We start from the raw sequence: 24,679 nt of genomic DNA, 5'->3' as shown, positions 1-24,679 counted from the left end.
CATGCTGAGACGCCTGCGATCCGCTCTGATGGCCTGCTGCGTGCTGGCGACCCCGTTGGCGACAGGGGGCGCCAGGGCGGACGATGTCGAGGAGCTCGCGCCCTTCAAGATGATCCGGTCCCTGCAATATGTGCAGGACTCGGTCGTTCTTGGCGACCATTCCGCAATCGAAATGCAACGCTTCATGCTGGGGGCGATCGACAAGCGCCTGCGCGCGGCCGACGCGACCGTCTTCCGCGACCCGCGCAACGTCGATGCGGCGTTGGTCTATGCCATGAGCGGCGGCAATCCGGAGACGCTGAAGTACCTTTCGGATCATGACGTCGCCGGCAACTTCGATTCCCGCGTCACCGACGCGCTCCGGCAATATCTGGGCGGCAAGGGCGGCCTGATCGTCGAGAACCTGTCCAAGGCCGCGCCCGAATACCGCAGCGCCCGCATCGGTCCCTATCTCTATCTCATCCTCGGCAACGCCACGTCGCAGCAGGATCCGGTGGGTGCGATGAAGTATTATGACTGGGCCCGCCTTGCGGCCCCGGGCACGATCATCGAAGAGGCGGCGCTGCGTCGCTCGGTTTTCCTGGCGGTTCAGGCGGGCGATGCGGACAAGGGATTCCGCTATGCGCTGGCCTATGCCCGCCGCTACCTGACATCCCCCTATGCCAGCCAGTTCGCGGACGTCTTCGTCGAGCTCGCGGTTGCTCATTTCGATGGTGAGGCGCAGGAGCGGATCTCCGAGATTCTCAGTTTCATGGATGCGCCGCGCCAGCGCGAGGTCTTTCTTCGCGTCGCCCGCCGCGCGGCGATTGCCGGCAAGCAGGAGCTTGCGAAGCTTGCCTCGGAACGTGCCGAGGCGCTGGGTGCGGACGGCGCCACACAGCCGAAACTGCTTGCCGGCTTCTATGCCGGCCTGGCTGCGGTGCCCTCCAATGACGTCTTCGCCGCGACGGCAAGCCTGGCGGCGATATCGGATGCGGAGCTTTCGCCGCGCGACCGTGCCTTGCGCGACGCTGCAAAGGCTGTGGCGGATGCCGTCGTCAGACCACCGGCCGATGAAAGCCTCACGCAAGCGTTTGCGTCTAAACCCGACAGACCGGTCGAAGCGGGTGCGTCGGCCGCGAGCGAGGGAACCGGCAGCGGCATGAGCCCCTTCGGAAGCGGGCAGACCACGGCGGCTGAACAGGCGGCTGTGGCGGCTTCCGGCACTGATGAGGCGGGGGATCCGCAGCACGATGGCTTCGTGGCCAAAGGACGATCGAAGATCGAAGAGATCGACGCGCTCCTGAAGGGAGAAAACGAATGAGGGCTCTTGACGACACCCTGCGCATGCCCCCGGCACCGGCCGGCAAGGGAAGCGAGCGAACGGGCGGCAAGGAGCAGGCCGGTGGTGCATCGGCCGGCGCGTTTGAAGATGCCGTGACCAACGCCGGGCGGCAAAAGCCGAATGATCAGCCAGGCGCGGGCAAAGGTTTGAACGACGCCGCTGCCGGCGGCGACGCGGAGGCGGGAGCGTTGATCGACAAGGACAATATAGCCAAGACCGCGGGCAGGGTCGCGACGCGCAGCATCAGCCTCGGGCGCAACGAACAGTTTGACGAGCATGCGTTGCGCGACCATTTCGCAATGGCTGAGCGCGGCGTCGGCGGCAAACGTGCCGCCGACAAGACCGATCCGGCGCAGATGGCCGCCGGGGCTGACGATCTGGCGCAAGCGGCGGTCGATGACGAACTCGCTGAGCGCATTGCCGCGCTTACGAAGGGTCTTGGCAAGGCGTCGGCGGACGACGCCGCTGTCGACGGCGACGTCAACGCCGGTGGCGAAGGCGCGGAAACCCAGCAGCCCCAGACGGCAATGGACGACCTGCTGACGCTGCTTGGCGGCGCGCAGGCGGCGCAGCCTCAGGGCCGGATGGCGGCTGCCCATCAGGCGGCTGGCGTTCAGGGCGAGGGCGCGGCAGCGGTTGCCGGCGGTAGCGAGCATGGCGCGAAAGCCGAGGCGCAGCCGGGCGAGAACGATCCCGATCGGCTCTTCCGTTTCGCCCGGGCCGACGGCAAGGGACAGGCCGTTTCCATGAGCCTCTCGAAGGACGGTGACGCGGCGTTCGAAGCTGCCCGTTCGCAGGCCACTGCCAAGGCTGAAAACGTCACGGTGCTCGAGGCCCGGCGGTATCTCGGCATTTCGGTGAACCCGAATACCACTGCGGTCGCCGATGCGATCGCGGGCGAGGCGACCACCCAGTCGCTGCAGCCGAGCGCCGCACTTGGCCAGCCGGGTTCGTGGACGCAAGCGGGCAAGACGCTCAACACCCTGAAGATCCAGCTCCATCCAATCGAGCTTGGCCTCGTCACGGCCACGCTGCGCCTGAAGGATGACGAGTTGCAGGTCGAGCTGAAGGTCGAGACCGGCGACGCCTTCCGGCAGATGCGCGACGACCAGAACGACCTGGTCAAGGCGCTGCGCGCTCAGGGCTTTGCCGTCGATCAGGTGAACATCGTGTTCAATTCCGGCGGAGACACGTCGTCTGGCGGCGGTTCGCAGCCCCAGACCCAGGCCCAGGCCGGGCAACAGGGTCGGGACCGAGCCGAAGGCAACGGCCAGGGACGGCAGCAGCGACAGGACGACAGCCAGTCTTCGGCGGCGGAAAGGTGGGTTGGCAATGGCGGGACGGACGATGCGGCTGCCGGCACTGAGCGCTCTCGTACTGGCCACGTCTACATGTAGCGCCCTTGCCAGTGCCGACGCGGGCGTCTGCGAACGCGAGATCATCAGCGCGGCGGCAAAGTACGACATCCCGGCCGGGATCCTCTATTCGGTCGGGCTGACCGAAACCGGCCGCAAGGGATCGCTTCAACCCTACGCCATGAACATCGAGGGAAAGGCCTATTTCGGTAGCAGCGAGCAGGATGTTCTGACCCAGTTCGGCAACGCCCGTGCACAGGGTGCCAAGCTCATCGATCTCGGCTGCATGCAGATCAACTATTACTTCCATGGCGAGCATTTCAGCTCGCCGCAGGAGATGCTTGACCCGCGCAAGAACGTCGAGTATGCCGCGCGTTTCCTGGCCAATCTCCATGCCAGGCACGAGACCTGGACGATGGCCGTTGCGCGCTATCACGCAGGCCCGAACAACGACCCGGCGCAGAAAAAATACGTCTGCCGGGTGATCGCGAATCTTGTCGCGACCGGCTACGGCAAGTGGACGCCGAACGCCACGCAGTTTTGCCAATAAGCAACCAATGAGTGTATTAGCGTCGAGTTTGCCGCATTGTGGCGACAATGCGCGGACAATGTGACCGCAAGCGAATTGTCGTAGTCCGTTAACTTTTCCACATTATTTTAGTGTCGATTTGGGATGGGTGCTACTAGATATAGATCAAATCGGCGAAACATGGTTAATCAATTATTAATTCCACCCAGTAACTTCCTCTAGTTGTTCATGAATCCCTCGATTCGTACCTCTCAATCAGTGCGGAGCCATACTGATTCGGAGGCGGGCGAATGATCGTAGTGGTTGATGAAAGAGAGCTGGTGAAGGACGGGTACGCGTCCCTCTTCGGGCGCGAAGGTATTCCCTCGACGGGGTTCGATCCCCGCGAGTTCGGGGAGTGGGTGAATGCGGCTGCTGATTCGGATATCGATGCGGTAGAGGCCTTCCTGATCGGGCAGGGCGACACCACCTTCACGCTGCCGCGGGCCATCCGCGATCGCTCGATGGCGCCTGTCATCGCGATGAGCGACACGCCGTCCCTTGAAAATACGCTTGCACTCTTTGATTGCGGCGTCGACGACGTCGTGCGCAAGCCTATCCACCCCCGCGAAATTCTCGCCCGCGTCGCTGCGATCCGCCGACGTCTGAAGGCGATCGCCAACTTTACCGACATCGGTCCGATCCGCGTCTTTGCCGACGGCCGTGACCCGGAAATCAACGGCGAAGTCTTTGCGCTTCCGCGCCGCGAGCGCCGTATTCTCGAATACTTGGTCGCAAACCGCGGCCGTCGCGTATCCAAGTCGCAGATCTTCAATGCGATCTACGGGATCTTCGACGAGGACGTCGAGGAAAACGTCGTCGAGAGCCACATCAGCAAGCTGCGCAAGAAACTGCGCAAGAAGCTCGGCTTCGACCCGATCGATTCGAAGCGTTTCCTTGGCTACTGCATCGACTGGAACTGAGCGCCACGCCAATGGGCGGGCGCTGAGCCAAGACAGGTTCACGCAAGGCCCGCTTCCTAGTGTCGCCGTAACAAGGAAATGAGGATCCGATATGAGTCTCTATGGCAGCATGAGAACGGGTGTGTCCGGTATGAACGCCCAGTCGAACCGTCTGGGCACCGTCGCCGAAAACATCGCGAACTCCAACACGACCGGCTACAAGCGCGCCTCCACTGAGTTTTCGTCGATGATCCTGCCTTCGGGCGGCGGCAACTACAATTCCGGCGGCGTCGAGACCCAGGTGCGCTACAGCATCTCCCAGCAGGGCGGCTCCAGCTACACGACGTCGGCAAGTGATCTGATGATCAACGGCGGCGGCTTCTTCATCGTCTCGGGCAATGGCGGCCAGAACTTCCTGACGCGCGCCGGCTCCTTCGTGCCGGACAAGAACGGTAACCTCGTCAACACCGCCGGCTACACGCTGATGGGTTACGAGTACAAGGCCGGCGTCGACCCGACCGTTGTCGTCAACGGTTTTGACGGCCTGGTGCCGGTCAAGCTCGCGGACGACGGCGTGGTGGCTTCCGGCTCCACCAAGGGCTCGATGGGCGCAACCCTTCCAGGCAATGCCGCGACCGGCGACCAGCATAAATCGTCGCTTTCCGTCTACGACAGCCAGGGCAACTCGCGCCTTCTCGACTTCACCTATACGAAATCGGCCGGTAACGGCGCGTGGTCCCTGACGATCGTCGATCGTCAAAGCAACACCACCCTGGCAACGCAGAACTTAACGTTCGATGCCGCCGGCAAGCTGACGCCGGCGAACCCGGCACCGCTGTCGACGCTTCCTCTGGGCCCCTTCGCCGGTAGCGGCGCCACGCTCGCCCCGCTGAGCATCGACTTCTCCAAGACGACGCAGGCGGGCGAAAAATTCGAAACCGATGGCGGCACCATCAACGGTAGCAAGCCTTCGAAAATGACGGGCTTCGAGATCGACAAGGAAGGCATCGTCTACGCCAAGTACGGCGACAACCTCGTGCCGAAGTTCCGCATCGCGCTCGCCAACGTGCAGAGCCCGGACAAGCTGCAGCCGGAATCGGGCAACGTCTATACCCAGGGCGCGGATTCCGGTGTCATCGTCACCGGCTTTGCGGGTTCCGGAGCCTTCGGCGACATCAAGTCCAAGGCGCTCGAAAACTCCAACGTCGACATTGCCAATGAGCTCACCTCGATGATCGAGGCGCAGCGCAACTACACGGCAAACTCCAAGGTGTTCCAGACCGCCTCGGACCTGCTTGACGTGCTGGTCAACCTGAAACGGTAATTGAAAGAGATACGGTCCGCGTCATGTCGCTGTCCTCCGCAATATCCATCGCACAGCAGGCCTTCAGCAACACGGCGCAGCAGACCGCGATCGTGTCGAAGAACATCGCGAATGCGGGCAATGCGGATTATTCGCGTCGCCTCGCGCTGCTCGGGAGCACCGGCAGCGGCGCGCAGGTCGTATCCATCTACCGTGCCCAGAACGAGGCGCTGCTCAAGCAGAGCATCGCCAGCATCGGCGAAGCCTCGGGCCAGGCCCGGCTTCGCGATGGACTGGAGCTCCTGAAATCGGCACTCGGCGGGAACAACTACGAGACAGCGCCGTCGAAGCTGCTGTCGGAGTTCCGCACCAGCCTGCAGACCCTGGCGTCGACTCCCGGCAACAAGACGATCGCGGCGTCCGCCGTCACCAGTGCGCAGGATCTCGCCAACTCGCTCAACAAAACCTCCAGGTCGGTTCAGGATCTGCGTGAGGATGCCGACAAGGAAATCGCGCTTGAGGTCGACAAGCTGAACAGCCTGCTCGCGGACTTCGAGAAGGCGAACAACGAGATCAAGGCGTTAACCGCCCAAGGCGAAGACGCCAGCGATGCGCTCGACCAGCGCGACAAGATCCTGAAGCAGGTGTCGGAGATCATCGGCATCTCCACCGTGACCCGCGGCAACAACGACACGGTGATCTTCACCACCGACGGCACGGTGCTCTTCGAGAACAGCGCGCGCAAGGTCACTTTCGCTCCGACCACGGCCTATGACGCCGCAACGGTTGGCAACAAGATTTTCGTCGACGGTGTGCCGATCGCGCCCGGAAGCGGCGCCGACACCACGGCCAAGGGCAAACTCGCGAGCCTTGTGCAGCTGCGCGACGACATTGCACCGAAGTTCCAGTCGCAGCTCGACGAAATCGCGCGCGGCCTGATCGAACTTTTCAAGGAAGGCGATCCCGGCGCGGCGACCCCGATCCCCTACAAGCCCGGCCTGTTTACGACGGATCCGGCTTTGGCGGCGATGCCGGCGACGGGGACAGTCGTTCCCGGCCTGGCGTCGAAGATCACGGTCAATGCGCTGGCCAAGGCCAACCCGCTTCTGTTGCGTGATGGCGGCTTTAACGGCGTGGTATCGAACCCCGGCGGCGCTGGAAATCCCAGCCCCGGCTACACGGGCCTGATCGATGGCTTCATCAACAAGATGGGCGAGAACATGTCGTTCGACCCGTCGACCGGCCTCGACGGCACCAGCAGCCTGCTGAACTTCGCGACCGGGTCGGTCGGCTGGCTCGAGCAGACGCGCAAGATCGCATCGACCGCCGACGACAATAAGAAGGCGATGCTGTCGCGCACCCAGGAGGCGCTCAGCAAGCAGACGGGTGTCAGCATCGACGAAGAGCTGTCGCTGCTGCTCGATCTCGAACAATCCTACAAAGCATCGGCCAAGCTGGTGAGCACCGTGGACGCCATGATGGCGGCCTTGATGGAAGCTGTGAGGTAATCATGAAGACGTCCTACGTTTCTAATCTGGCGATCCAGACCGCCATGCGCATGACGATCGCGCAGAACCAGATGGATTTGCTGAAGGCGACCCAGGAGCAGACGACCGGCCGGCACTATGACGTCGGCCTCACGCTCGGCGCGTCGGCCTCGCGCTCGCTCAACCTTCAGCGCGAGATCGACCGGCTGAACTCGATGAAGAGCACCAACTCCGTCGTGACCCAGCGCCTCTCCGGCTCGCAGGGCGCGCTCGAGACGATGGCGAAGGCGGCCGAGAAGGTGCGCGACACGCTCGTCACCTACAAGGGCAACGATGCCGCAAGCCAGCTGAAGATCCAGAAGACCGAGATCATGGGCGCGCTGCAGACCTTCACCGCGGCCGCCAACACCTCCTTCAATGGCGAGTTCCTGTTCTCGGGCATCAATACCGATGCCAAGCCTTTCGCCGACTACACCGCCACCTCGGCGGCAAAGACGGCTTTCGACACTGCGTTTGCATCGTTCAAGTCGGCCAATGGCATCACCTCCGATGACCAGATCACCGCCGCGCAGATGACGACGTTCATCACCGGACTTGAAGCGAGCTTCATGGATACGACCCCGGGAGGTTACTGGGATACCAACTGGTCGAACGCGTCCAGCCAGAACATGACGAGCCGGATCAGCGCCAGCGAAGTGATCGAAAGCTCGACCAACGCCAATACCAAGGGCTTCCGGATGTTCGCGCTTGCCAGCGTGATCTCCGCCGAACTGATGGACAGGAATATCACGCCCGCAGCGCGCGCCGCCGTCGGCACCGCGGCGCTGGACTACGTCGAGAAGGGCATCGCCGGCCTCAACGGCGAACGCAGCTCGCTCGGCATCGGGGAATCGCGGGTGAAGAAGGCGAACACGTCGATCGACGATCAGCTCAAGCTCATGAAGAGCCATGTGGCTGACCTCGAGGGTATCGACGTCGAGGAAACCGCGACCCGGATCAATACGCTCAAGGTGCAGTTGGAAACGTCCTATACACTAACGTCGCGACTACAGCAGATGAGCTTGCTCAATTTCCTCTAATGTGAGGAGCCGGACAAACATGAAGGATGTCTGAATGTACCAATTTTCCTATGCCGAGATTATGGAGGACGGCGTTGCCGACTCCAAAAATCGAGAACGGCAGGTACTCGATCGCTCGATCGCGCTCATGGAAGCAGCGAAACAGCAGAAAGGGTATTCGAGGGAGGCCATCGAGGCCATCTATTTTACCCGGCGCCTGTGGATCCGTTTCATCGAGGATCTGCGCGCTCCGGAGAACCAGCTGAACGAAGAGCTGCGCGCCAATCTGATTTCGATCGCCATCTGGATACTCAACGAGACGGAGAAGATCCGCAAACGCGAATCCTCCAACTTCCAGGGCATAATTGACATTACCACCATCATCAGGGATGGACTGAAATGAAGAGCACACTGCGTATTTCGCTGAAGTCGGGCGAACGGATTTTTGTAAACGGCGCGGTGCTGCGCGTGGACCGCAAGGTTGCGGTCGAGTTCCTGAACGATGTGACGTTCCTGCTCGAAAACCATGTGCTGCAGCCGGAAGATGCGACGACGCCGCTGAAGCAGCTCTATTTCATCGCGCAGATGATCCTCATCAATCCGGAAGGCGCCGAACAGTCGACCGCGATGTTCCGCAAGTCGGTCGTCATGCTGCTGAACTGCTTCAAGAACGAAGAGGTTCTGGCGGAGCTGAAGCGCGTCGACGGCCTCGTCACCAACGGCCGCGCCTTCGAAGCGCTCAAGGCGATCCGCGGCCTCTACGCCATCGAAGACCGCATTCTCAACACGCAGGAAATCACGCCGGCGACAGTCGAGCAGATTCGCAAGGAGATCGCACCATGGCGGTAAGCGGCGTCAGCAATAACGGCTACACCCCCAACGTTTCCGCACAGGATTCGGGCGGCGACGCCGCGAAGGCATCGCTCAACTACGAAAGCTTCCTGAAGCTGCTTGTCGCCCAGATGAAGAATCAGGACCCGACGCAGCCGATGGATGCGACGCAGCAGATTGCCCAGCTTGCGACGTTCTCGCAGGTGGAGCAGACGATCAAGACCAACAAGAACCTTGAAAGCCTGCTGCAGCGCACGTCGCTGAGCGAAGCCGACGCCGTCATCGGGCGCACCGTCACCAGCGAAGACGGCAAGACCACTGGCGTGGTCAAGGAAGTGAAACTATACTCTGACGGAATCATTGCGGTGCTGGATAACGGCAAGGAGCTTGTTATCGGCCCGGGCGTCAAGGTGAAGTGATAACTCCATGAATGAGGCGGATGCCCTCGATATCGTGCAGGCCGCGATCTGGACCGTGATCGTGGCCTCGGGGCCCGCCGTTCTCGCCGCCATGGTCGTCGGCGTCGTCATCGCCTTCATCCAGGCGCTGACCCAGGTCCAGGAAATGACGCTGACCTTCGTCCCGAAGATTCTCGCCGTCATGATCACGGTCGCCGTGTCCGCGCCCTTTATCGGCGCCCAGATTTCCATCTTCACCGACATCGTCTTCTCGCGCATCCAGTCCGGATTCTGATGCGGCAGCGCCAAGGCTTGTTCTCAAGCTGCGGTGTGAAACCCTCGCGCAAGCTTGGACCGCTATCTCCGTCTCTATAGTGGGGCAGCGCGTGTGAATGCTGCCTTGATCTCATGATGAGACGGAAGAGACATGGCACAACAAGCAGCGCTGATCATCCCGAAAGTGGCACCGAAGGGCCGGGACGTCGGCTTCGCGCTCGGGATCGTGGCGATCCTGTCGATCCTCTTCCTGCCGATCCCGCCGTTCCTCATCGACATGGGACTGGCCTTCTCGATCGCCTTTTCCGTGCTGATCCTGATGGTCTCGCTGTGGATCCAGCGGCCGCTCGAGTTCTCCTCGTTCCCGACCATCCTGCTGATCTCGACCATGGTGCGCCTGGCGTTGAACATCGCCACCACCCGCGTCATTCTTTCGCACGGCCACGAGGGCCACGGCGCTGCCGGCGGCGTCATTTCCGGCTTTGCCAGCCTCGTCATGTCCGGCGATTTCGTCATCGGTCTGATCGTCTTCCTCATCCTCATCACGGTGAACTTCATCGTCATCACCAAGGGCGCGACGCGTATCGCCGAAGTCGGCGCGCGCTTCACCCTCGATGCGATCCCCGGCAAGCAGATGTCGATCGACGCCGACCTGTCGGCGGGCCTGATCGACGAGAAGGAAGCACAGCGCCGCCGGCGTGAGCTCGAAGAGGAAAGCTCCTTCTACGGCGCCATGGACGGTGCCTCGAAGTTCGTACGCGGCGACGCCATCGCCGGCCTGATCATCACCGCGATCAACATCTTCGGCGGCATCATCATCGGTTACCTGCGTCATGGCATGCCGATCGGCGAAGCGGCCGACGTTTTCGTTAAGCTGTCGGTCGGTGACGGCCTCGTTTCGCAGATCCCGGCCCTCATCGTGTCGCTGGCGGCCGGCCTGCTCGTGTCGCGCGGTGGCACCGCCGGCTCGACCGACCAGGCCGTCGTCGGTCAGCTCGGCGGCTACCCGAAGGCGCTGATGGTCGCCTCCGGTCTGATCATTCTGTTGTCCGTGGTCCCGGGCCTTCCGTTCCTGCCGTTTGCCGTTCTCGGCGGCGGCATGGCGTTCCTGAGCTGGCTCGTGCCGCGCCAGATCGAAGCGGCGAACGCTGCCCGGCGCGCGGAGGAAGCCGCGAAAGTCCAGCAGACCAAGGAAGGCGAACAGGACTCCGTCAAGTCGGTGCTGAAGACCGCCGAGATCGAACTGCTTCTCGGCAAGCAGGTCTCGACCCGCCTGCTCGGCGCGCACCAGGAACTGGCCTTCCGCGTCGGCAAGATGCGCCGCAAGTTTGCCGGGCAATACGGCCTGGTCATTCCGGAAATCAAGGTCTCCGACGATATCAGCATCCCGGACAAGGCCTACCATATCCGCATTCACGGCACGACGATTGCGTCCAACACCGTGCGCGTCGGCGAAGTCCTGGTGGTCACCGGCGGCGGCCGCCGGCCGAGCGTGCCCGGCGACGAGATCCGCGAACCCGCCTTCGGCATGCCGGCGGTTTCGATCCTCGAGACCTTCACCGAGGACCTGAAGCGCGAGGGCTTCCACCCCATCGACAACGTCTCCGTGGTGCTGACGCACCTGAGCGAGGTGATCCGCAACAACCTGCCGCACCTGCTTTCCTACAAGGACGTCAAGGTGCTGATCGAGCGGCTTGATCCCGAATACCGCAAGCTTGCCGACGAGATCTGCACCTCGCACATGTCCTATTCCGGCCTGCAGGCCGTGCTGAAGCTGCTGCTGGCCGAGCGCGTCTCGATCCGCAACCTGCATCTGATCCTCGAGGCGGTCGCCGAACTCGCGCCACATGTGCGCAAGACCGAGCAGATCGTCGAGCACGTGCGCGTGCGCATGTCGCAGCAGCTCTGCGGTGACCTCGCCGACAACGGGGTCCTCAGGGTCCTGAGGCTCGGCAACAAGTGGGACATGGTCTTCCATCAGGCGCTCAAGCGCGACGCCAAGGGCGAGGTCGTCGAGTTCGACATCGACCCGCGCCATCTCGAGGAATTCAGCGAACAGGCGACGAAAGTTATCCGTGAACATCTCGATCGCGGCATGCCCTTCGTACTGGTAAGTTCGCCCGAATCCCGTTCTTATGTGCGCATGATCATCGAACGCCTCTTTGCCACCTTGCCCGTGCTCTCGCATGTCGAGCTTGCCAAGGGCCTCGAGATCAAGATCATCGGCTCCATTTCATGATCACCGACCCGGAGGGCACGGTGCTGGCGCTGTTCGCGGCCTTCTGCCGGATCGGCGGCTGCATCATGATCATGCCCGGGTTCTCCAGCGCGCGCGTTCCGATGCAGGTGCGGCTGTTCATCGCCGTGGCGGTTTCCATGGCGATCCTGCCCGTCATGTGGACGGACATCTATCCGCAGGTGACCGGCAAGGGGCACACCTACATCTACCTCATCGCCGCCGAGACGGCCGTCGGCGTGGTCATGGGCCTTGTCGCCCGCTACTACGTCCTTGGACTGCAGTTCGCCGGCACGGTGATCACCACGCTGATGGGCTTTGCCTCGCCGCCCTCGCCGGACGTGATCGAAGACACGCCCGAAAACCAGGTGACCAGCCTGATCAGCTTCGCCGGCCTGATGGTGCTTTTCATGCTGGATTTCCATCACGTGATGATCGAGGCGATCGTGCAATCCTATCGCGCCATGCCGATCGGCACCGCCTTCGACCCGCAAGGGGTGCTGATCACGCTCACGGATTCGCTGGCCCAGACCTTCATGATCATGCTGAGGCTTGCGAGCCCCTTCGTCATCTATGGCCTGCTTTTCAACGTGGCGATCGGCATGGTGAACAAGCTGGCGCCGCAGATCCCGATCTACTTCATCTCGCAGCCCTATCTGATCATGGGCGGCATGTTCCTGCTCTATCTCGGCATCGCCGCCATGCTGCGTCTCTTCGGCGACGGTTTCGCCCCGGTCATGCAGGGAGGATAGCCGCATGAAGACCCGCTCGCAGAAACTCAAGCGCCTGGTCGCGGTCCAGCGTCATCTCGAACAGATGGCGGAGGCCGACTACGTCGAGATGGTGCGGCAGCGCGAAGCCCTGGCCGAGACGATCGATGTCGTCGTCGACGCCATGGGGTCGGCTCATCCGATGCATCGCATGTTTTCCGGCCACTATTCCTCGCAGATCGGGCGGCTCGTGCAGAAGGACCAGATGCTGCACGGTATCCAGCAAACGCACGAGGCGCGCATGCTGAGGGAGCGCGCGAAAGCCGACCGGCTCGAGGAAAACATGAAGGAGGCGCGCCAGTCCGAGGACCGCGAAGAGGCCGACAACTCCATCTACGACCTGATCGATCAACACGTTACGGGCAACGCGCCAGCTTCCGGTAAGCTTGACGGGCGATAGTGCGTCATTGCCGGTCTGCTCCGATGGCGGAGCTGACCCGGTCCGACCAATGCCCAGGCTCGATTTTGAGAGGATTCGTCATGGCCATCTCTCCGCCCAGCGATCTGGTGATGGATGTCGTGCGCGCCGCCGACCCCGCCGAAGTGCAGGAAGCGCAGGCGCGCCTGAAGGCCAACCGTGCCGCGTTCAAGGCGACGAGCCTGGCGGAAAACGGCAATGGCTTTGCTGCCGCCGTCAACGTTCTCAATCTCTCGCCCGAAGGATCGAGCGGGCTCGGCGACATCAACAACCGCGTCGAGCAGAAGAAGATTCCGGAAACCTATCGCAAGTTCGAGGCCATGGTGCTGCAGAACTTCGTGAAGTCGATGCTGCCGACCGACAGCGAGAACGTCTTCGGCAAGGGCAACGCCGGTGACATCTGGAAGAGCATGATGGCCGAACAGATCGGTGACGTGATTTCAAAGAGCGGTGGCATCGGTATCGCCGACCAGCTCGCGGGCGCAGATGCGTCCGAGCGGGTCCAGGCATCGCTCGACGGCAACAGCCTGAACCTCGCCGCAAGCCTCGTGCAGGAATACGAGCGCAAGACGCTGACCGGCTTTACCACCGAAGACGACAAGAACAAGCAAGCCTAATTGGGAGTTGATCCATGGAAGCTTTGGCATCCAATGACGTCCGGATCCAGAACGTGCTCGGCCGCCTGGAAATGATCCTCGACAACGAGAACAGCCGCATCGGCGTCGACCCGGAATTCGATATCAAGACATCGAACGCGCACAAGAGCCGCTGCCTCTACGAACTGACGATGCTGCACCGTGACATGCTGCCGGGCGAATCTTCCTCGGCCTTCTCCTCGCATGCACTTCACCTGCGCGAGAAGCTGTCTGTCAATTCGCAGAAGGTCGAAGCCCATCTCGAGGCGGTTCGCGCCGTCGTCGACCTCCTGAAGACCGCCGCCCAGGATGCCGATGCGGACGGCATCTACTCGGAAGCGCAGTTCCGCTATAGCGATTTTTGATGCTGAAGCTCGTTTTCACCGGGATCTGGGTCTGCGCCGTCACGCTCGGATCGGTCTATTTCTCGATGCAAAGTGCGTCGGCGCCCGCCGTCCCGGACGGCGAGGCCGCCCGGCGCGCATCGGAGCAATATGTTCCCGGTGAGATGATCACCATTCCGGTCATCAGGGATGGTTCCGTTCAGGGTTATTTCCTGACCAAGCTCTCCTTCTCCGCCACCAAGGAGGGGATCAACAATCTCCGCGCGCCGCTGCGCCAGTTGGTCACCGACGAGCTCTATGATCTGCTCGTCGGTTCGAAATTCATCGATATCGCCGACACCGGTACGTTCGACCTGCCCACCTTCAAGACGACGGTGAAGGACGGCCTGAACAAGAAGCTTGGCGAAGAGGTGATTACCGAAGTGCTCGTCGAGCAGCTCGAATACCTGACCAAGGAGGACGTCAAGCGCGTCGCCAACAGTCAGAACGTGCCGCGGCAAAAGCCGGTCCCGATCACCGACAAGAACGGCAATGTCGCCAGCGACAAGCTGCCGGAAGGCGCCGTCAAGGCAAGCAGCTCGCACTGATGAGCATGGCGAAGGGCGACCGGGCGGGTCTCCGCTCGGCCGTATGCCGTCGGCGGGAACGCTCCGTCGTCAGTTCTTCTCAGGGGTGCGGTATTGCTCGTTGACGAGGCCGAGTTCGGCCATCAGTCGGCCGATCGCCACATAGAAGTGGTATAGTCCCGCCGCCGCCAGCCCGCTCTTGTTCCACAGTTCCAGGCCGCGCGGTACCGATGCGCCAAGCAGCGCCAGCGATTTGCCGAAGGTCCTCAGCCGTCCTTTGAAGCTGGGGTCGCGGCGATGTTCGAGCATCGTCGAGATGGCGCCGTTCCGGAGGCTGCGCGCCCTGATCCAGGACGCGCTGGTGCGGCGGGCCGGCACCGTTTCGGCAACCCAGGCGTCTGTCGCCCAGCCGAAGGAAAAGCCTTGCTCCTTGCAGCGGCTGTAGAAATCGGCATCGCCGCCACCGATGAAGTTGAAGGCCGGGTCGAGAAAAGGTCGCGGCATCGCGTCCAGCACCCTTCGCGTGACCAGCACGTTTCCGGAGGAATAGAGGATGGGCACGGGGCCAGTCGCATCATAATGGGGCGTGAAAACCGGGTGACGCTTCCACTTCTGCCCGCCATCGCCCTCGAAGACCGGTAGCTGCGGGCCGCCGATCATGTCGGCGCCCGTCGCCTCCTGTGCCGCGATGAGGCAATCGAGCCATTCCGGCGCCGCCACTTCGTCGTCGTCGATGATCGCGATGGCCTTCAGGTTCGGATAGGTTTCGAGAGCGGTCGACCAGCCGGCATTGTAGGCGTGGCAGTTTCCGCGCTGATGCGCGACGATCACGACGGAGTCCGAAGGATGCCCCAGGAAGAAGTCCTTTGCCGCCGCAGCACCGGCCAGCCCCTCGGCGTCGTTCTCGACGACGACCGTGGCGTAGGAGATGTCAGGCCTCTGGGAAACAATGGTTTTCAGAGTCTTGACGACATGTTCCGGCCTGCGGAACGTCGGCAGCACGACGACGAGTTCGATGTCGCCGGCGTCTTCCAGCTCCGTGCGGAAGTAGACGGAAATGTCCTGGCCGGTCGTCGTCATGGCGAAACCTGTAAGAGCAAAATTGTAGCGCAATACAGCAAATCTTCCTAAACAGATGCTGAACCCTGGCGGCAGATTTTGAAAGGGGTCTTTAAGCGCTCCTTCACCCCATGCTGTTAAAGAAGGCCCAGTTCCATTCATGACGCGTGGCAAAATGCATCTGGTCCTGGTCTCCTCGCTCGTTCCTGTCGCCAGTCCGGCGTCCGGTTTCGACATCGCCAACCGGGCTGTGCTCGACGGCCTGCGTGCGCTCGGTCACCGGGTCAGCGTCGTCGGCTTTCTTCAGCCGGGACACCTGCCTGCGCCCGATTGCGACATGCATTTGCTCGGCGAACTCGAGGTGACCAACGCCAAGGTGGGGACGCTCCAGAAGCTGAGCTGGCTCGCCACCGCCTTCCTCAACCGGACGACGGTCTCGTCAGGCAAGATGCTTGTGGTGCCGGCAAGCCGGATCCAGTCTCTCCTGGAGAGCCTCGCCCCGTTCGATGGCCTCGTGCTCAACTCGGTGCAGTTGCCGGCCGCCTTTCAGCAGGTCTTCCGGCCCTATCCGTCGATCTATGTCGCCCATAATGTCGAGGCGGATTCCGCCTTCGAGAGTGCCGAACGGGCAGGCGGTACGGTCGAGCGCTTCCTGTTTCGGCGCGAAGCGCAATATCTTGAACGCTACGAACAGAAGCTGGCGCAGAATGCGGTCGCCGTCTGGACGTTTGCCGAAGCCGATCGCTTCGGTTTCGGCCGCGCCGTCAGCGATCGGGCCTTCGTGCTGCCGCTGGTGACCGGTTGGGAGGCGGCCGCAGCACCGACCGTCGAGCCTGACCTGCGTCAGGATCTCGGCCTGATCGGGACCTGGAGCTGGCGGCCGAACCGATTGGGGCTCGACTGGTTTCTCGCCGAGGTCGTGCCGCATCTGCCGCAGGACTTCTCGATCGCCGTTGCCGGCCAGATGGACGGCATGCCCGCGGTTTCCCATCCCGGCGTTCGTTTCGTCGGGCGGGTCCCGGACGCCCGCGCCTTCGTTACCGAAAGCGCCGTCATACCGCTCATCAGCCGTGGCGGCACGGGCGTGCAATTGAAGAGCATCGAGACCTTCGAACTCGGTATGCCTTCGGTGGCGACACAGGCGTCGTTGCGCGGCATCGAGGCGCTTCCGGAAAACTGCTCGGCGGCCGAAGATCCGGCGGAGTTTGCGCGCCTGTTGATCGACAAGGTTGCCCGGGTGCGCGGCGGCGACCGCCAGCGTCTCGACGGGGCGCTCTTCCATCGCGCCCAGAAGGCGCGGCTGATGCGGGTCATGCGTAATGTGCTCGCTGGCCTTGGCCACAGCGCGGCAGCCGAGCCACTGTCGGTTCCGCCCGAGCTGAAGCTCCATGACGGGGGGCGATCGTGACCAGGACGGCCGCCGGCGCGAACGCCGCCATTTCCAGGCGCCTTATCCTGGGCATGCCGGTGGTCGATTTCGACTGGGAGAACGCGTTTGCCTTTGCGGCCGACATCCTTTCGCGGCCGGGCGGGCAAACGACCCTCGCATTCCTCAACGCCAACAATGCCAACCTGATGATGCGCGACGGCGCGTACCGCGAGGTCCTCAGCCGGCAAGTCGTCTTTCCCGACGGTCACGGCGTCGATATTGCCTCCTTTCTCTTTTACGGCAGCATGTTTCCCGCCAATCTCAATGGCACCGATTTCGTGCCGGCGCTGCTGACCTTCGTCGAACGGCCGCTGCGCGTCGCGATGATCGGCGCGCGGCCGACGGTGCTGGCGCGCGCGGCCGAAAATTTTCGCAGGCATGCGCCGTGGCACGAGTTTGTTCCCGTTTCGGACGGGTTCTTCGATCGTGACCGCTCCGAGCAGGTGCTCGCCGATCTTCGGGCGCTGGACGCCGACATCCTGCTGGTGGCGATGGGAAGCCCCAGGCAGGAGAAATGGGTCGATGCACATGTCGGGCCGCAGGACGCCCGATTGGTCATAACCGTCGGCGCGCTCTTCGACTTCGTCGCGGAAGCCTTTCCGCGGGCGCCGAAGTTCCTGCGCCGGATGCGGCTGGAATGGTTCTTCCGCCTGGCGGTCGAGCCGCGGCGCATGTGGCGTCGCTATGTCCTCGGAAACCCGCTTTTCCTGTTTCACGTCCTCTGGCACAAGCTGTCGGGGCGGGCGCGGGAAAGCGCCGCCGACACCAGCCTGCGGACGGGAACATCGTGAACGGTCAGACCATGCGCACAGCCATTGTCACAGCGTCCTATTCGAACGACTTCGAACGCTGCCGGCTGATGTGCGAAAGCATGGACCGCCAGCTTCTGGGCGATTGGCGCCACTATCTGCTGGTTGCCGAGTTTGACGTTAAGCTGTTCCGGCAACTGGAAGGCTCGAGGCGCCAGGTGATCAGCGAACGCGATCTTCTGCCCTGGTGGCTGCACCCGGTTACCGATCCGTTGTCCGGCGGTCGCCGCAAGCTGTGGCTCAGCCCCTTCGGACTGCCGCTGCGCGGCTGGCATGCCCAGCAGCTTCGCCGCCTGGCGCTCGCCCGCCACATCGACGAGCCGGCGATGTTCGCGGTCGACTCCGATGTCGTCTTCCTGCGCCCCTTCGATCCCACAAGCCTCTGGCAGGCGGACCGGCTGACGCTCTACCGCAAGGACGGGGCGATCGATCGGCATATGCGCTCCAACCATCTCGAATGGCTCGCCCATTCCGACCGGCTGCTCGGGATCGGCCCGTATACACTGCCGGCCAACGACTACATCAACACGCTGATCGCCTGGCGCACCGATACCTGCCGCAAGCTGCTTGAGCATATCGAGGCGCGGCACGGCAGGAGCTGGATACGGGCCGTCACACGCACGCGCGCCTTTTCCGAATGCACGATCTACGGCCGTTTCGTCGACGAGGTTCTGGGCGGGGAGGGGCATGTTCCCTCCGATGCCGCGCTCTGCCATGTGCTCTGGTTCGAAGACAGCTACCGCCAGGATCTCTCCGGTCTGAGGGCGTTTCTGAAGGATATGGCGCCCCACCAGATCGGCATCGGTGTGCAGTCCTTCGTCGGCCACGACCTCGACGATATCCGCCGGGCGGTGTTTGAACTCGCGGCCTGAGTTAGGCGTTCATCTTTCAGATGACCCGTTCGGTCGGCTTCCTGAGCGCTGAGTAGGTCAGCCCGAACGAGAGCGCGTAGAGGACGAGGAAGATCCCGTTGAGCGCCGGCGCCCAGGTCGCGACGTCGGTCGTCGTCTGCAACAACAGCACCAGCAGACCCACCTTGACGATGCCGGCAATCATGAGGTTGAGCATGCGCCGCACCGTGCGGCCGGTCGCGTAGAGCAGTTCGGAGTGGTACTCGATCAGGTTGCGGAACGAGGGCACGAGCAGGATCATCGCGACGATCGGGGCAGCGGCCGAAACATTGCGCCCGAGGCCATCCGGGAAGACCCATAGGTAGAATGCCATGGCCGCGATGGCTGCGAAGGATGCAAGCGCGACCAGGAGTTCGATCGCCAGCCGGACACGCCAGCGGGCAATCGCCTCGGGTGTTCGCATGATGCGCTGGACAAGCAGGGTGTTGAACGACCGCACGGGCAGCGCCGTCAGGTCTGCGAGCCGCATCAGGATGGCATAGAGGCCCGAGACGGCCGGCCCGCCGATCGCAAGCACGGCGATCTTATCGAATTCCGATTGGATGTAAAAGAGCACTTCGGCACCGGCGACCGACACGGAATCCGCCCACCGCCGGAAGTAGAGCCGGGGCTGCCAGCGCAGGCGAACGCGCGGATAGAACCAGAGGAGTGCGACCGCGAGGCCGAGCGCATTCGCAAGCAGGTAGAAGTAGGACCAGGCCTCAAGTGTACCCCAGGGAAGGAAGGCAAGGAGGAGGGCCGCGCCGGTGCGGATCGCCGTTCCGATCACCACGAGCAGAGCCCCGCGCCCGAAGCGGCCAAGGCCGTTCAGCACGATGACCGCGGTCTCCAGCCCGCGCCAGCAGAGGATTTCGGCAAGCATGAAGGCCGCGAAGGTGCCTGCCGCCATGTCGAGGGAAAAGAGGGCGAGGAAGGTGATCGCGCAGATGATCGCGATCAGCGGCAAAGAAAGTACTGCGCCGACCAGGAAGCCGGCGCTATAGGTGCCGACCAGCAGCGGCTTCACGGTCGCGACGCGATAGAGCGGCGACATGAAGCCGAAAGCAAGCACGCGCGATATCATGATGCCGGCAGCGGATGCCGTTGCGAACAATCCGAAGTCGGCGATCGCGAGCGTGTTGGCGACGGCGATGAAATAGACCAGCGAAAGCACGAGCCGGCCTGCCGAGCCTCCGGTCATCGAGAGGTAGGCGTGGATGAGCGCCCGGTGGCGGAGATAAAGCGCTTTGACGCGATGGGGCACGGCCGACGTTTCCGGTAGCGCGTCTCCTCGTCACTGTCGACGGAAACGCTCTATCTCCTTGATTTCTCACAGTTCCAAGGAAAGGGCCTGCAAAGCGGTCTCCTGGAATTGCGCTCGTCCTTCCGTCATAGGCGGGAAAGCTTAATAAGGCGTGAGATCACGTCGTCCGCGCCCGCGTTTGCAGGGAAGTTAACGATTTGTTTTCCATGTTTCCTTAGGTTGGCTTCACTATTCGGAATTCGCCGTTTCGGCAGCCGCGGGATCAGTCATGTTCAACATCGACGACGAGAAACGCCCGGTTCCGCGTGCATCGTTGCTCGATTTTGCAGCCGACGACGCGCGTGAGCAGGCGCGTGCGCGAGATACGCGCGCCGGTTCGTCCTTGCTCGACCGACTGTCCGGACCCGCAGGGTCAGCCGATCGCGCAGCGACGCGTGGCGAAGGCCGCTTCGAGGGGCAGCAAACATCCGGTGAAACGACGCGGCCGAAAGGCAGGGCTTCGGCTGCACGCGGCCAATCGGGCCTCGACGGCATGCGTGACAAGTTTGCGCGCTGGCTGGCCGATAGACCGCCGGACCGTGCCGCGGCGACAGCTGCGGCCGATTTGCAGGCCGCCGGCGACCGCCCGCTCGTGGACATCAAGACCGTGCTGCGCGCGGTCTGGCAGCTTCGCAAGATCATACTCGCGACCACGGCGCTTGGCGCGGTCGGCGGCGTTCTGCTGGCGCTGTCGACGCCGAGCGTCTTCGTGTCCGAGAGCAAGCTCTATGTCGATCCGCGCGAGGTGCGGCTGACGGACTCCGACCTGTCGAAGCAATCGCTCGCAACCGAAGGCATTCTCGCCCTGCTCGACAGCCAGCTCGAAGTGCTGCGCTCGCGAACGGTCATGGAAAAGGTCGCGGCCAGCCTGGATCTGGAAAACGACGCGGAGTTCGCGGGCAGGACGTCCGGTGGCGATGCGTCCGCGCGCGTCCTGAAGACGATGGGCGAGGCCATTCAGGTCTGGCGCGATCCGAAGACCTTCATCGTCACCGTCGAGGCGAAGACCAGGGATCCCGAGAAATCGGCACTGATCGCCAACCGGCTGGTGGAGACGTTCCTCGGCGAGGAGGCGGCGGCACAATCCGGCTTCTTCCAGAAGACGACCGTTGCGCTCGACGCCCGCATCAAGGAGCTGAAGGCTGAGCTCGACGCGGCCGAAAAAGCCGTCGAAGACTACAAGGCGAGCAACGATATCGTCGGCGCCGGCGGTGAACTGATCGCTGACAAGCAGCTCTTGAGTCTCAGTGACCAGGTCGCTGCCGCGCGCAATCGCATCGCCGAAGCGAAGGCCAAGGCCGAAGCTTCCGGCAAGGTGCAGCTCAACGATGTCCTGACGGGCGCCTATCCGGAGGAAATCAACTCGCTGGCGCTCTCCGAACTGCGCAAGCAATATGCCGCGACCCGGGCGCAGCTGAGCGCCCTCGACGCGAGCCTCGGGCCACGCCACCCGCAGCGCATCGCCGTGCAGCAGGCGCTCGAGGCGTCGCGCTCCGAGATCGCCAACGAGCTGCGCCGGATCGCGGCAGCGGCCGGAACCGAGCTCGACCGCGCCCAGCGAACGGAACAGGATCTGGTGCGGCAACTTGCCGTGCAGAAGGCACGGCAGATCGATAGCTCCGCCGAATTCGTCGAGCTGCGCGAGTTGCAGCGAAAAGCGGCGGCGACCCGCGAAATCTACGAATCCTTCCTGAAACGCGCCGGCGAAACGCGCGAAGAGGAAAAGCTGACCGCGAAGAACATCCGGGTGATCTCCAAGGCCGAGCCGGCGCTGCAGGCAAAGGGCCCCTCCCGCAAGATCATCGTGATTGCCGCCACGATGGCGGGCTTCATTGCCGGCCTTGGCCTCGGCGTGCTGCTCGGCATCTATCGCAGCTTGAACGGATTGTTCCCCGCAGCCGGCAAGGCCGAGGACGATCGGGCGCCCGAGCCGCCGGAACCCGATGGCGGCCCCGAGCCGGCGCGGCGCCAGCCGCCGCAAACGGATCCGGCCTCAGTCAAGCTCGAACTGCCGCCGCAGTTCAGTCCCGCTGCGCACCATGCGCAGTCGCTGAGCGCTGCCTACGCCGTCGCGCGCCGCAGCGTAGCGCCGGAGCCGCACGCGGCCCGACCGGTGTCGCAGGACGCAGACGAGGATGACGCCGACATCGCCAAGGTCCAGGAAGGCCTGCGCGCGCTCAGGTCCCGGGTCGAGCACTATTCCCGCCAGAAGCTCGCGCGTCGCTGATACGACGGGCGGAGAGGCACGCTCCATTCGCGAACGGCTTGTGAGGCTGAGACCTCACGGCTTTCGGCGAAACCACGTTCACCCCTCAGTCTTGAGAGGAAATATCGTCGGGGCACGCGAAACGGCAGCCAACCTCGCCGCCGCCTCTTGCATTTATGCGTTTGGGACAGCATAGGGCGCTTTGAGGCCATCGCCTTTTCCCGGGCGAACTAGAGTGTGCCGCGTGAACAGGAAGCCAGGAGGAACATGCCGTGACGACTGTGATTGATGGCAGGCAGGTCGCTGCTTCGGTGATCGAAAGCGTGAAGGCCGCGACCCGTGCGCTCGAAACGGATGCCGGCGTTCGCACAGGTCTCGCCGTCGTGATCGTCGGCGACGATCCGGCAAGCCATGCCTATGTTTCTTCCAAGAGCAAGATGGCCAAGGAATGCGGCTTCCTGTCGATCCAGCACACGCTGCCGGAGACCACCACGCAGGAGGAGCTTGCCGCACTCGTCGCCGAACTCAACGCCGATCCCTCCATCCACGGCATCCTCGTGCAGTTGCCGCTGCCCAAGCACCTGAACTCCGAGCCGATCATCCAGTCGATCCTGCCGGAAAAGGACGTCGACGGCCTGCACGTCGTCAACGCCGGCAAGCTTGCAACCGGCGATCTCGAAGGCGGTCTCGTTTCCTGCACGCCGGCGGGTGCCATGGTCTTCGTGCGCCAGACCCACGGCGATGATCTTTCGGGTCTCAACGCCGTCGTCATCGGCCGCTCGAACCTGTTTGGCAAGCCGATGTCGGCCCTGCTGCTGGCCGCCAATGCGACGGTCACGACGGCCCATTCGCGCACCAAGGATCTGCCGGCCGTCTGCCGCAATGCCGATATCCTGGTCGCCGCCGTCGGCCGTCCGGAGATGGTGAAGGCCGATTGGGTCAAGCCCGGCGCGACAGTCATCGATGTCGGCATCAACCGGGTGCCGGCGCCGGAAAAGGGCGAGGGCAAATCCAAGCTGGTTGGTGACGTCGCTTTTGCTGAGGCGGCCGCGGTAGCAAGCGTGATCACGCCCGTGCCGGGTGGCGTCGGACCGATGACGATCGCCATGTTGATGGCAAACACGGTAATTGCCGCACACCGCAAGGCCGGCCGCAAGCCGCCGCGCTTCTGATGCCGGCTCGGATCGAATGACGAGACGCGTCGCGATTGCGGCGCGTTTTCATTTTTGCGGGGCCGGCCCGGTCGAGGCGCGCACGATGAGTTCGGCGCGCCAGAGTTCCTGTTCCGGATAGTCGCCGCGTTTCAGGATGCCGCCGATCAGGCGGGTGGCGATGCGGGCGCCGGCGGCCCGAAGCGACGAGCGTGTCGTCGTCAGGGGAACGCTGAAATTCTCGGGCTTCAGCATCGGCAAGACGTCGTCATGGGCGATCAGCGAAATATCCTCGCCGATCTTCAATCCCGCCTGGTTGATGGCCCTGACCGCGCCAAGGGCCAGCACCGTACTTGAACAGAGCACCGCCGTCGGCGGGTCGGCATGCTGCAGGAAGGGCTGCATGCTGCGGTAGCCGTGTTCGTCCGTCATCAGCGAATGCTGGACCAGCGCCTCGTCGAGCGAAAGCCCGTGCTCTGCGAGTGCCCGCACCATGCCCTTCTTCCGCCGAATGGAAAAAGCCAGATATTCCGGGCCGTTGATCAGCGCGATCCGCTGGTGTCCGAGCTGAATGAGCAACCGCGTCGCATCGTAGAAGGCGCTCGTGTTGTCTATGTCGAGGAACGGATAGTCGCGGCTTTCGCCGATTGACCGGCCGTGCACGACGAAGGGGATCGACAGCGACTTCAGCATGGCGATGCGCGGGTCGTTGGCACGCATGTAGGCAAGGAACAGGGCGTCGACATTGCCGCTGGCCGCAAGCCGCCGGAACGTCACCTCCTCGTCCTCGGGCGCGCTCGGATTGAGCACGAAGTGGAAGTCGTGCTTGACCGCCTCTTCCGCGAGCCCCGCCAGGAACTCGCCGAAATGCACGTCGGAATCGATGCCGGGGGCGATCGGCATGACCATGCCGATCGAATAGGCCCTGCCGGTGGCAAGCCGCTGGGCGGCGCGGTTCGGCCTGTAGCCGGTCTCACGCACGGCTTGCAGCACACGCTGGCGGGTCTCTGCGTTGACTTCCGGAAAGCCGTTCAAAGCCCGGCTGACCGTCGTCTGCGACAGTCCGAGCAGTTCCGCAAGTTGCTTGAGATTGACCGCCATGGTCAGGATTCCTCCCAAAGCGCTTTGGATATCCGTATGATTTTTGGTGTTTGGTCCCAGCGCCAAGGGTTTGTGTAGCATCCGTTTTTCGAGCAACAAAGCGGAATTCAACCATTGCGCGGTGCAAAACGTTACCGCAGAGCACAAAAATGTCGCCTGGAGACCAGGTTCCGGGAAAGCTCTTGACTCCGCGCGTGTCGCAATGGTTTGTTAGCGAACTCAAAGCGCTTTGAATTTTTGCGCATTGTCGACTGCCCGGC

25 protein-coding genes are annotated in these 24,679 nt (G+C 63.0%); 22 read left to right on the top strand and 3 right to left on the bottom strand.

Going from position 1 to position 24,679, the window contains the following annotated elements; translation table 11 throughout:
* Position 1 precedes the first annotated feature (1 nt).
* From motC to C1A35_RS14430, 17 genes are all read left to right on the top strand, one after another.
* Positions 2–1,303 (top strand): chemotaxis protein MotC, encoded by a 1,302-nt coding sequence (gene motC / locus C1A35_RS14510; RefSeq protein WP_104664989.1) that lies wholly within the window; start codon positions 2–4, stop codon positions 1,301–1,303.
* Positions 1,300–2,721 (top strand): flagellar hook-length control protein FliK, encoded by a 1,422-nt coding sequence (gene fliK / locus C1A35_RS14505; protein WP_104664988.1) that lies wholly within the window; start codon positions 1,300–1,302, stop codon positions 2,719–2,721. Before motC ends, fliK begins: the two co-directional genes overlap by 4 nt.
* A complete protein-coding gene (locus C1A35_RS14500) occupies positions 2,672–3,229 on the top strand; it encodes a transglycosylase SLT domain-containing protein (protein WP_199772939.1) in 558 nt (185 codons plus the stop codon). The genes fliK and C1A35_RS14500 overlap by 50 nt, the downstream gene beginning before the upstream one ends.
* A gap of 269 nt (positions 3,230–3,498) precedes the next feature.
* Positions 3,499–4,170: a transcriptional activator Rem gene (rem, locus tag C1A35_RS14495; RefSeq protein WP_077962345.1), complete on the top strand. Its 672-nt coding sequence runs from the start codon at positions 3,499–3,501 to the stop codon at positions 4,168–4,170.
* A gap of 91 nt (positions 4,171–4,261) precedes the next feature.
* A complete protein-coding gene (locus C1A35_RS14490) occupies positions 4,262–5,473 on the top strand; it encodes a flagellar hook protein FlgE (RefSeq protein WP_104664986.1) in 1,212 nt (403 codons plus the stop codon).
* Positions 5,474–5,496: 23 nt separating this feature from the next.
* Positions 5,497–6,960, top strand: a complete 1,464-nt coding sequence (gene flgK / locus C1A35_RS14485) for a flagellar hook-associated protein FlgK (RefSeq protein WP_104664985.1) — start codon at positions 5,497–5,499, stop codon at positions 6,958–6,960.
* Positions 6,961–6,962: 2 nt separating this feature from the next.
* Positions 6,963–8,018, top strand: coding sequence for a flagellar hook-associated family protein (locus tag C1A35_RS14480; RefSeq protein ID WP_104664984.1), 1,056 nt, complete (start codon positions 6,963–6,965; stop codon positions 8,016–8,018).
* Positions 8,019–8,052: 34 nt separating this feature from the next.
* Entirely contained in the window at positions 8,053–8,400 is a 348-nt protein-coding gene (gene flaF, locus C1A35_RS14475) for a flagellar biosynthesis regulator FlaF (protein ID WP_034800744.1), read from the top strand.
* On the top strand, positions 8,397–8,846 hold the full coding sequence (flbT, locus tag C1A35_RS14470) for a flagellar biosynthesis repressor FlbT (protein ID WP_104664983.1): 450 nt from the start codon (positions 8,397–8,399) through the stop codon (positions 8,844–8,846). Before flaF ends, flbT begins: the two co-directional genes overlap by 4 nt.
* Entirely contained in the window at positions 8,837–9,247 is a 411-nt protein-coding gene (gene flgD / locus C1A35_RS14465) for a flagellar hook assembly protein FlgD (protein ID WP_034800748.1), read from the top strand. Before flbT ends, flgD begins: the two co-directional genes overlap by 10 nt.
* 7 nt (positions 9,248–9,254) lie before the next feature.
* On the top strand, positions 9,255–9,521 hold the full coding sequence (fliQ, locus tag C1A35_RS14460; RefSeq protein ID WP_065783014.1) for a flagellar biosynthesis protein FliQ: 267 nt from the start codon (positions 9,255–9,257) through the stop codon (positions 9,519–9,521).
* Positions 9,522–9,653: 132 nt separating this feature from the next.
* Complete coding sequence (gene flhA / locus C1A35_RS14455) at positions 9,654–11,741, top strand: flagellar biosynthesis protein FlhA (RefSeq protein ID WP_077962339.1); 2,088 nt, start codon at positions 9,654–9,656, stop codon at positions 11,739–11,741.
* Positions 11,738–12,490: a flagellar biosynthetic protein FliR gene (gene fliR, locus C1A35_RS14450; RefSeq protein ID WP_104664982.1), complete on the top strand. Its 753-nt coding sequence runs from the start codon at positions 11,738–11,740 to the stop codon at positions 12,488–12,490. Before flhA ends, fliR begins: the two co-directional genes overlap by 4 nt.
* Before the next feature lie 4 nt (positions 12,491–12,494).
* On the top strand, positions 12,495–12,908 hold the full coding sequence (locus C1A35_RS14445) for a hypothetical protein (protein ID WP_077962337.1): 414 nt from the start codon (positions 12,495–12,497) through the stop codon (positions 12,906–12,908).
* A gap of 80 nt (positions 12,909–12,988) precedes the next feature.
* On the top strand, positions 12,989–13,543 hold the full coding sequence (locus C1A35_RS14440; RefSeq protein WP_104664981.1) for a rod-binding protein: 555 nt from the start codon (positions 12,989–12,991) through the stop codon (positions 13,541–13,543).
* A gap of 14 nt (positions 13,544–13,557) precedes the next feature.
* On the top strand, positions 13,558–13,926 hold the full coding sequence (locus C1A35_RS14435; protein ID WP_104664980.1) for a hypothetical protein: 369 nt from the start codon (positions 13,558–13,560) through the stop codon (positions 13,924–13,926).
* Positions 13,926–14,492, top strand: a complete 567-nt coding sequence (locus C1A35_RS14430) for a hypothetical protein (RefSeq protein ID WP_104664979.1) — start codon at positions 13,926–13,928, stop codon at positions 14,490–14,492. Before C1A35_RS14435 ends, C1A35_RS14430 begins: the two co-directional genes overlap by 1 nt.
* A 69-nt stretch (positions 14,493–14,561) precedes the next feature.
* On the opposite strand, the gene C1A35_RS14425 is transcribed toward C1A35_RS14430, so the two are convergent.
* The gene (locus C1A35_RS14425; protein ID WP_104665074.1) at positions 14,562–15,551 is read right to left on the bottom strand and encodes a glycosyltransferase family 2 protein; all 990 of its coding nucleotides are present in this window, start codon (positions 15,549–15,551) and stop codon (positions 14,562–14,564) included.
* A 139-nt stretch (positions 15,552–15,690) separates the two neighbouring features.
* Here C1A35_RS14425 and C1A35_RS14420 point away from each other — a divergent pair, with 139 nt between their 5' ends.
* From C1A35_RS14420 to C1A35_RS14410, 3 genes are read left to right on the top strand one after another with little or no spacing between them, the layout of a single operon-like run.
* The gene (locus tag C1A35_RS14420; RefSeq protein WP_234822866.1) at positions 15,691–16,938 is read left to right on the top strand and encodes a glycosyltransferase family 4 protein; all 1,248 of its coding nucleotides are present in this window, start codon (positions 15,691–15,693) and stop codon (positions 16,936–16,938) included.
* Positions 16,935–17,750 carry a WecB/TagA/CpsF family glycosyltransferase gene (locus C1A35_RS14415; RefSeq protein WP_234822865.1) on the top strand — a complete coding sequence of 272 codons (816 nt, stop codon included), beginning with the start codon at positions 16,935–16,937 and terminating at the stop codon, positions 17,748–17,750. The genes C1A35_RS14420 and C1A35_RS14415 overlap by 4 nt, the downstream gene beginning before the upstream one ends.
* 11 nt (positions 17,751–17,761) lie before the next feature.
* Positions 17,762–18,640: a DUF6492 family protein gene (locus C1A35_RS14410; protein WP_104665072.1), complete on the top strand. Its 879-nt coding sequence runs from the start codon at positions 17,762–17,764 to the stop codon at positions 18,638–18,640.
* Between the two features lie 16 nt (positions 18,641–18,656).
* On the opposite strand, the gene C1A35_RS14405 is transcribed toward C1A35_RS14410, so the two are convergent.
* The gene (locus tag C1A35_RS14405) at positions 18,657–19,922 is read right to left on the bottom strand and encodes a lipopolysaccharide biosynthesis protein (RefSeq protein ID WP_104664977.1); all 1,266 of its coding nucleotides are present in this window, start codon (positions 19,920–19,922) and stop codon (positions 18,657–18,659) included.
* A 268-nt stretch (positions 19,923–20,190) separates the two neighbouring features.
* On the opposite strand from C1A35_RS14405, the gene C1A35_RS14400 reads away from it, so the two are divergent.
* Both C1A35_RS14400 and folD read left to right on the top strand, forming a co-directional pair.
* The gene (locus tag C1A35_RS14400; RefSeq protein WP_104664976.1) at positions 20,191–22,188 is read left to right on the top strand and encodes a GumC family protein; all 1,998 of its coding nucleotides are present in this window, start codon (positions 20,191–20,193) and stop codon (positions 22,186–22,188) included.
* A gap of 251 nt (positions 22,189–22,439) precedes the next feature.
* Positions 22,440–23,339: a bifunctional methylenetetrahydrofolate dehydrogenase/methenyltetrahydrofolate cyclohydrolase FolD gene (gene folD, locus C1A35_RS14395; RefSeq protein ID WP_104664975.1), complete on the top strand. Its 900-nt coding sequence runs from the start codon at positions 22,440–22,442 to the stop codon at positions 23,337–23,339.
* Positions 23,340–23,387: 48 nt separating this feature from the next.
* Here the strand turns inward: folD and C1A35_RS14390 are convergent, their stop codons facing one another.
* Positions 23,388–24,419: a substrate-binding domain-containing protein gene (locus tag C1A35_RS14390; protein WP_104664974.1), complete on the bottom strand. Its 1,032-nt coding sequence runs from the start codon at positions 24,417–24,419 to the stop codon at positions 23,388–23,390.
* Positions 24,420–24,679 lie beyond the last annotated feature (260 nt).

The sequence above is a fragment of the Ensifer adhaerens genome (assembly GCF_002940685.1).
Lineage (GTDB): Bacteria > Pseudomonadota > Alphaproteobacteria > Rhizobiales > Rhizobiaceae > Ensifer > Ensifer adhaerens_E.
This window is presented reverse-complemented; position numbering and strand designations above follow the sequence as displayed.

Excerpts from the sequence above, each read along its gene's own strand:
- motC (WP_104664989.1), top strand. The coding sequence starts at position 2 with ATGCTGAGACGCCTGCGATCCGCTCTGATGGCCTGCTGCGTGCTGGCG.
- fliK (WP_104664988.1), top strand. The coding sequence starts at position 1,300 with ATGAGGGCTCTTGACGACACCCTGCGCATGCCCCCGGCACCGGCCGGC.
- C1A35_RS14500 (WP_199772939.1), top strand. The coding sequence starts at position 2,672 with ATGCGGCTGCCGGCACTGAGCGCTCTCGTACTGGCCACGTCTACATGT.
- rem (WP_077962345.1), top strand. The coding sequence starts at position 3,499 with ATGATCGTAGTGGTTGATGAAAGAGAGCTGGTGAAGGACGGGTACGCG.
- C1A35_RS14490 (WP_104664986.1), top strand. The coding sequence starts at position 4,262 with ATGAGTCTCTATGGCAGCATGAGAACGGGTGTGTCCGGTATGAACGCC.
- flgK (WP_104664985.1), top strand. The coding sequence starts at position 5,497 with ATGTCGCTGTCCTCCGCAATATCCATCGCACAGCAGGCCTTCAGCAAC.
- C1A35_RS14480 (WP_104664984.1), top strand. The coding sequence starts at position 6,963 with ATGAAGACGTCCTACGTTTCTAATCTGGCGATCCAGACCGCCATGCGC.
- flaF (WP_034800744.1), top strand. The coding sequence starts at position 8,053 with ATGTACCAATTTTCCTATGCCGAGATTATGGAGGACGGCGTTGCCGAC.
- flbT (WP_104664983.1), top strand. The coding sequence starts at position 8,397 with ATGAAGAGCACACTGCGTATTTCGCTGAAGTCGGGCGAACGGATTTTT.
- flgD (WP_034800748.1), top strand. The coding sequence starts at position 8,837 with ATGGCGGTAAGCGGCGTCAGCAATAACGGCTACACCCCCAACGTTTCC.
- fliQ (WP_065783014.1), top strand. The coding sequence starts at position 9,255 with ATGAATGAGGCGGATGCCCTCGATATCGTGCAGGCCGCGATCTGGACC.
- flhA (WP_077962339.1), top strand. The coding sequence starts at position 9,654 with ATGGCACAACAAGCAGCGCTGATCATCCCGAAAGTGGCACCGAAGGGC.
- fliR (WP_104664982.1), top strand. The coding sequence starts at position 11,738 with ATGATCACCGACCCGGAGGGCACGGTGCTGGCGCTGTTCGCGGCCTTC.
- C1A35_RS14445 (WP_077962337.1), top strand. The coding sequence starts at position 12,495 with ATGAAGACCCGCTCGCAGAAACTCAAGCGCCTGGTCGCGGTCCAGCGT.
- C1A35_RS14440 (WP_104664981.1), top strand. The coding sequence starts at position 12,989 with ATGGCCATCTCTCCGCCCAGCGATCTGGTGATGGATGTCGTGCGCGCC.
- C1A35_RS14435 (WP_104664980.1), top strand. The coding sequence starts at position 13,558 with ATGGAAGCTTTGGCATCCAATGACGTCCGGATCCAGAACGTGCTCGGC.
- C1A35_RS14430 (WP_104664979.1), top strand. The coding sequence starts at position 13,926 with ATGCTGAAGCTCGTTTTCACCGGGATCTGGGTCTGCGCCGTCACGCTC.
- C1A35_RS14425 (WP_104665074.1), bottom strand. The coding sequence starts at position 15,551 with ATGACGACGACCGGCCAGGACATTTCCGTCTACTTCCGCACGGAGCTG.
- C1A35_RS14420 (WP_234822866.1), top strand. The coding sequence starts at position 15,691 with ATGACGCGTGGCAAAATGCATCTGGTCCTGGTCTCCTCGCTCGTTCCT.
- C1A35_RS14410 (WP_104665072.1), top strand. The coding sequence starts at position 17,762 with ATGCGCACAGCCATTGTCACAGCGTCCTATTCGAACGACTTCGAACGC.
- C1A35_RS14400 (WP_104664976.1), top strand. The coding sequence starts at position 20,191 with ATGTTCAACATCGACGACGAGAAACGCCCGGTTCCGCGTGCATCGTTG.
- C1A35_RS14390 (WP_104664974.1), bottom strand. The coding sequence starts at position 24,419 with ATGGCGGTCAATCTCAAGCAACTTGCGGAACTGCTCGGACTGTCGCAG.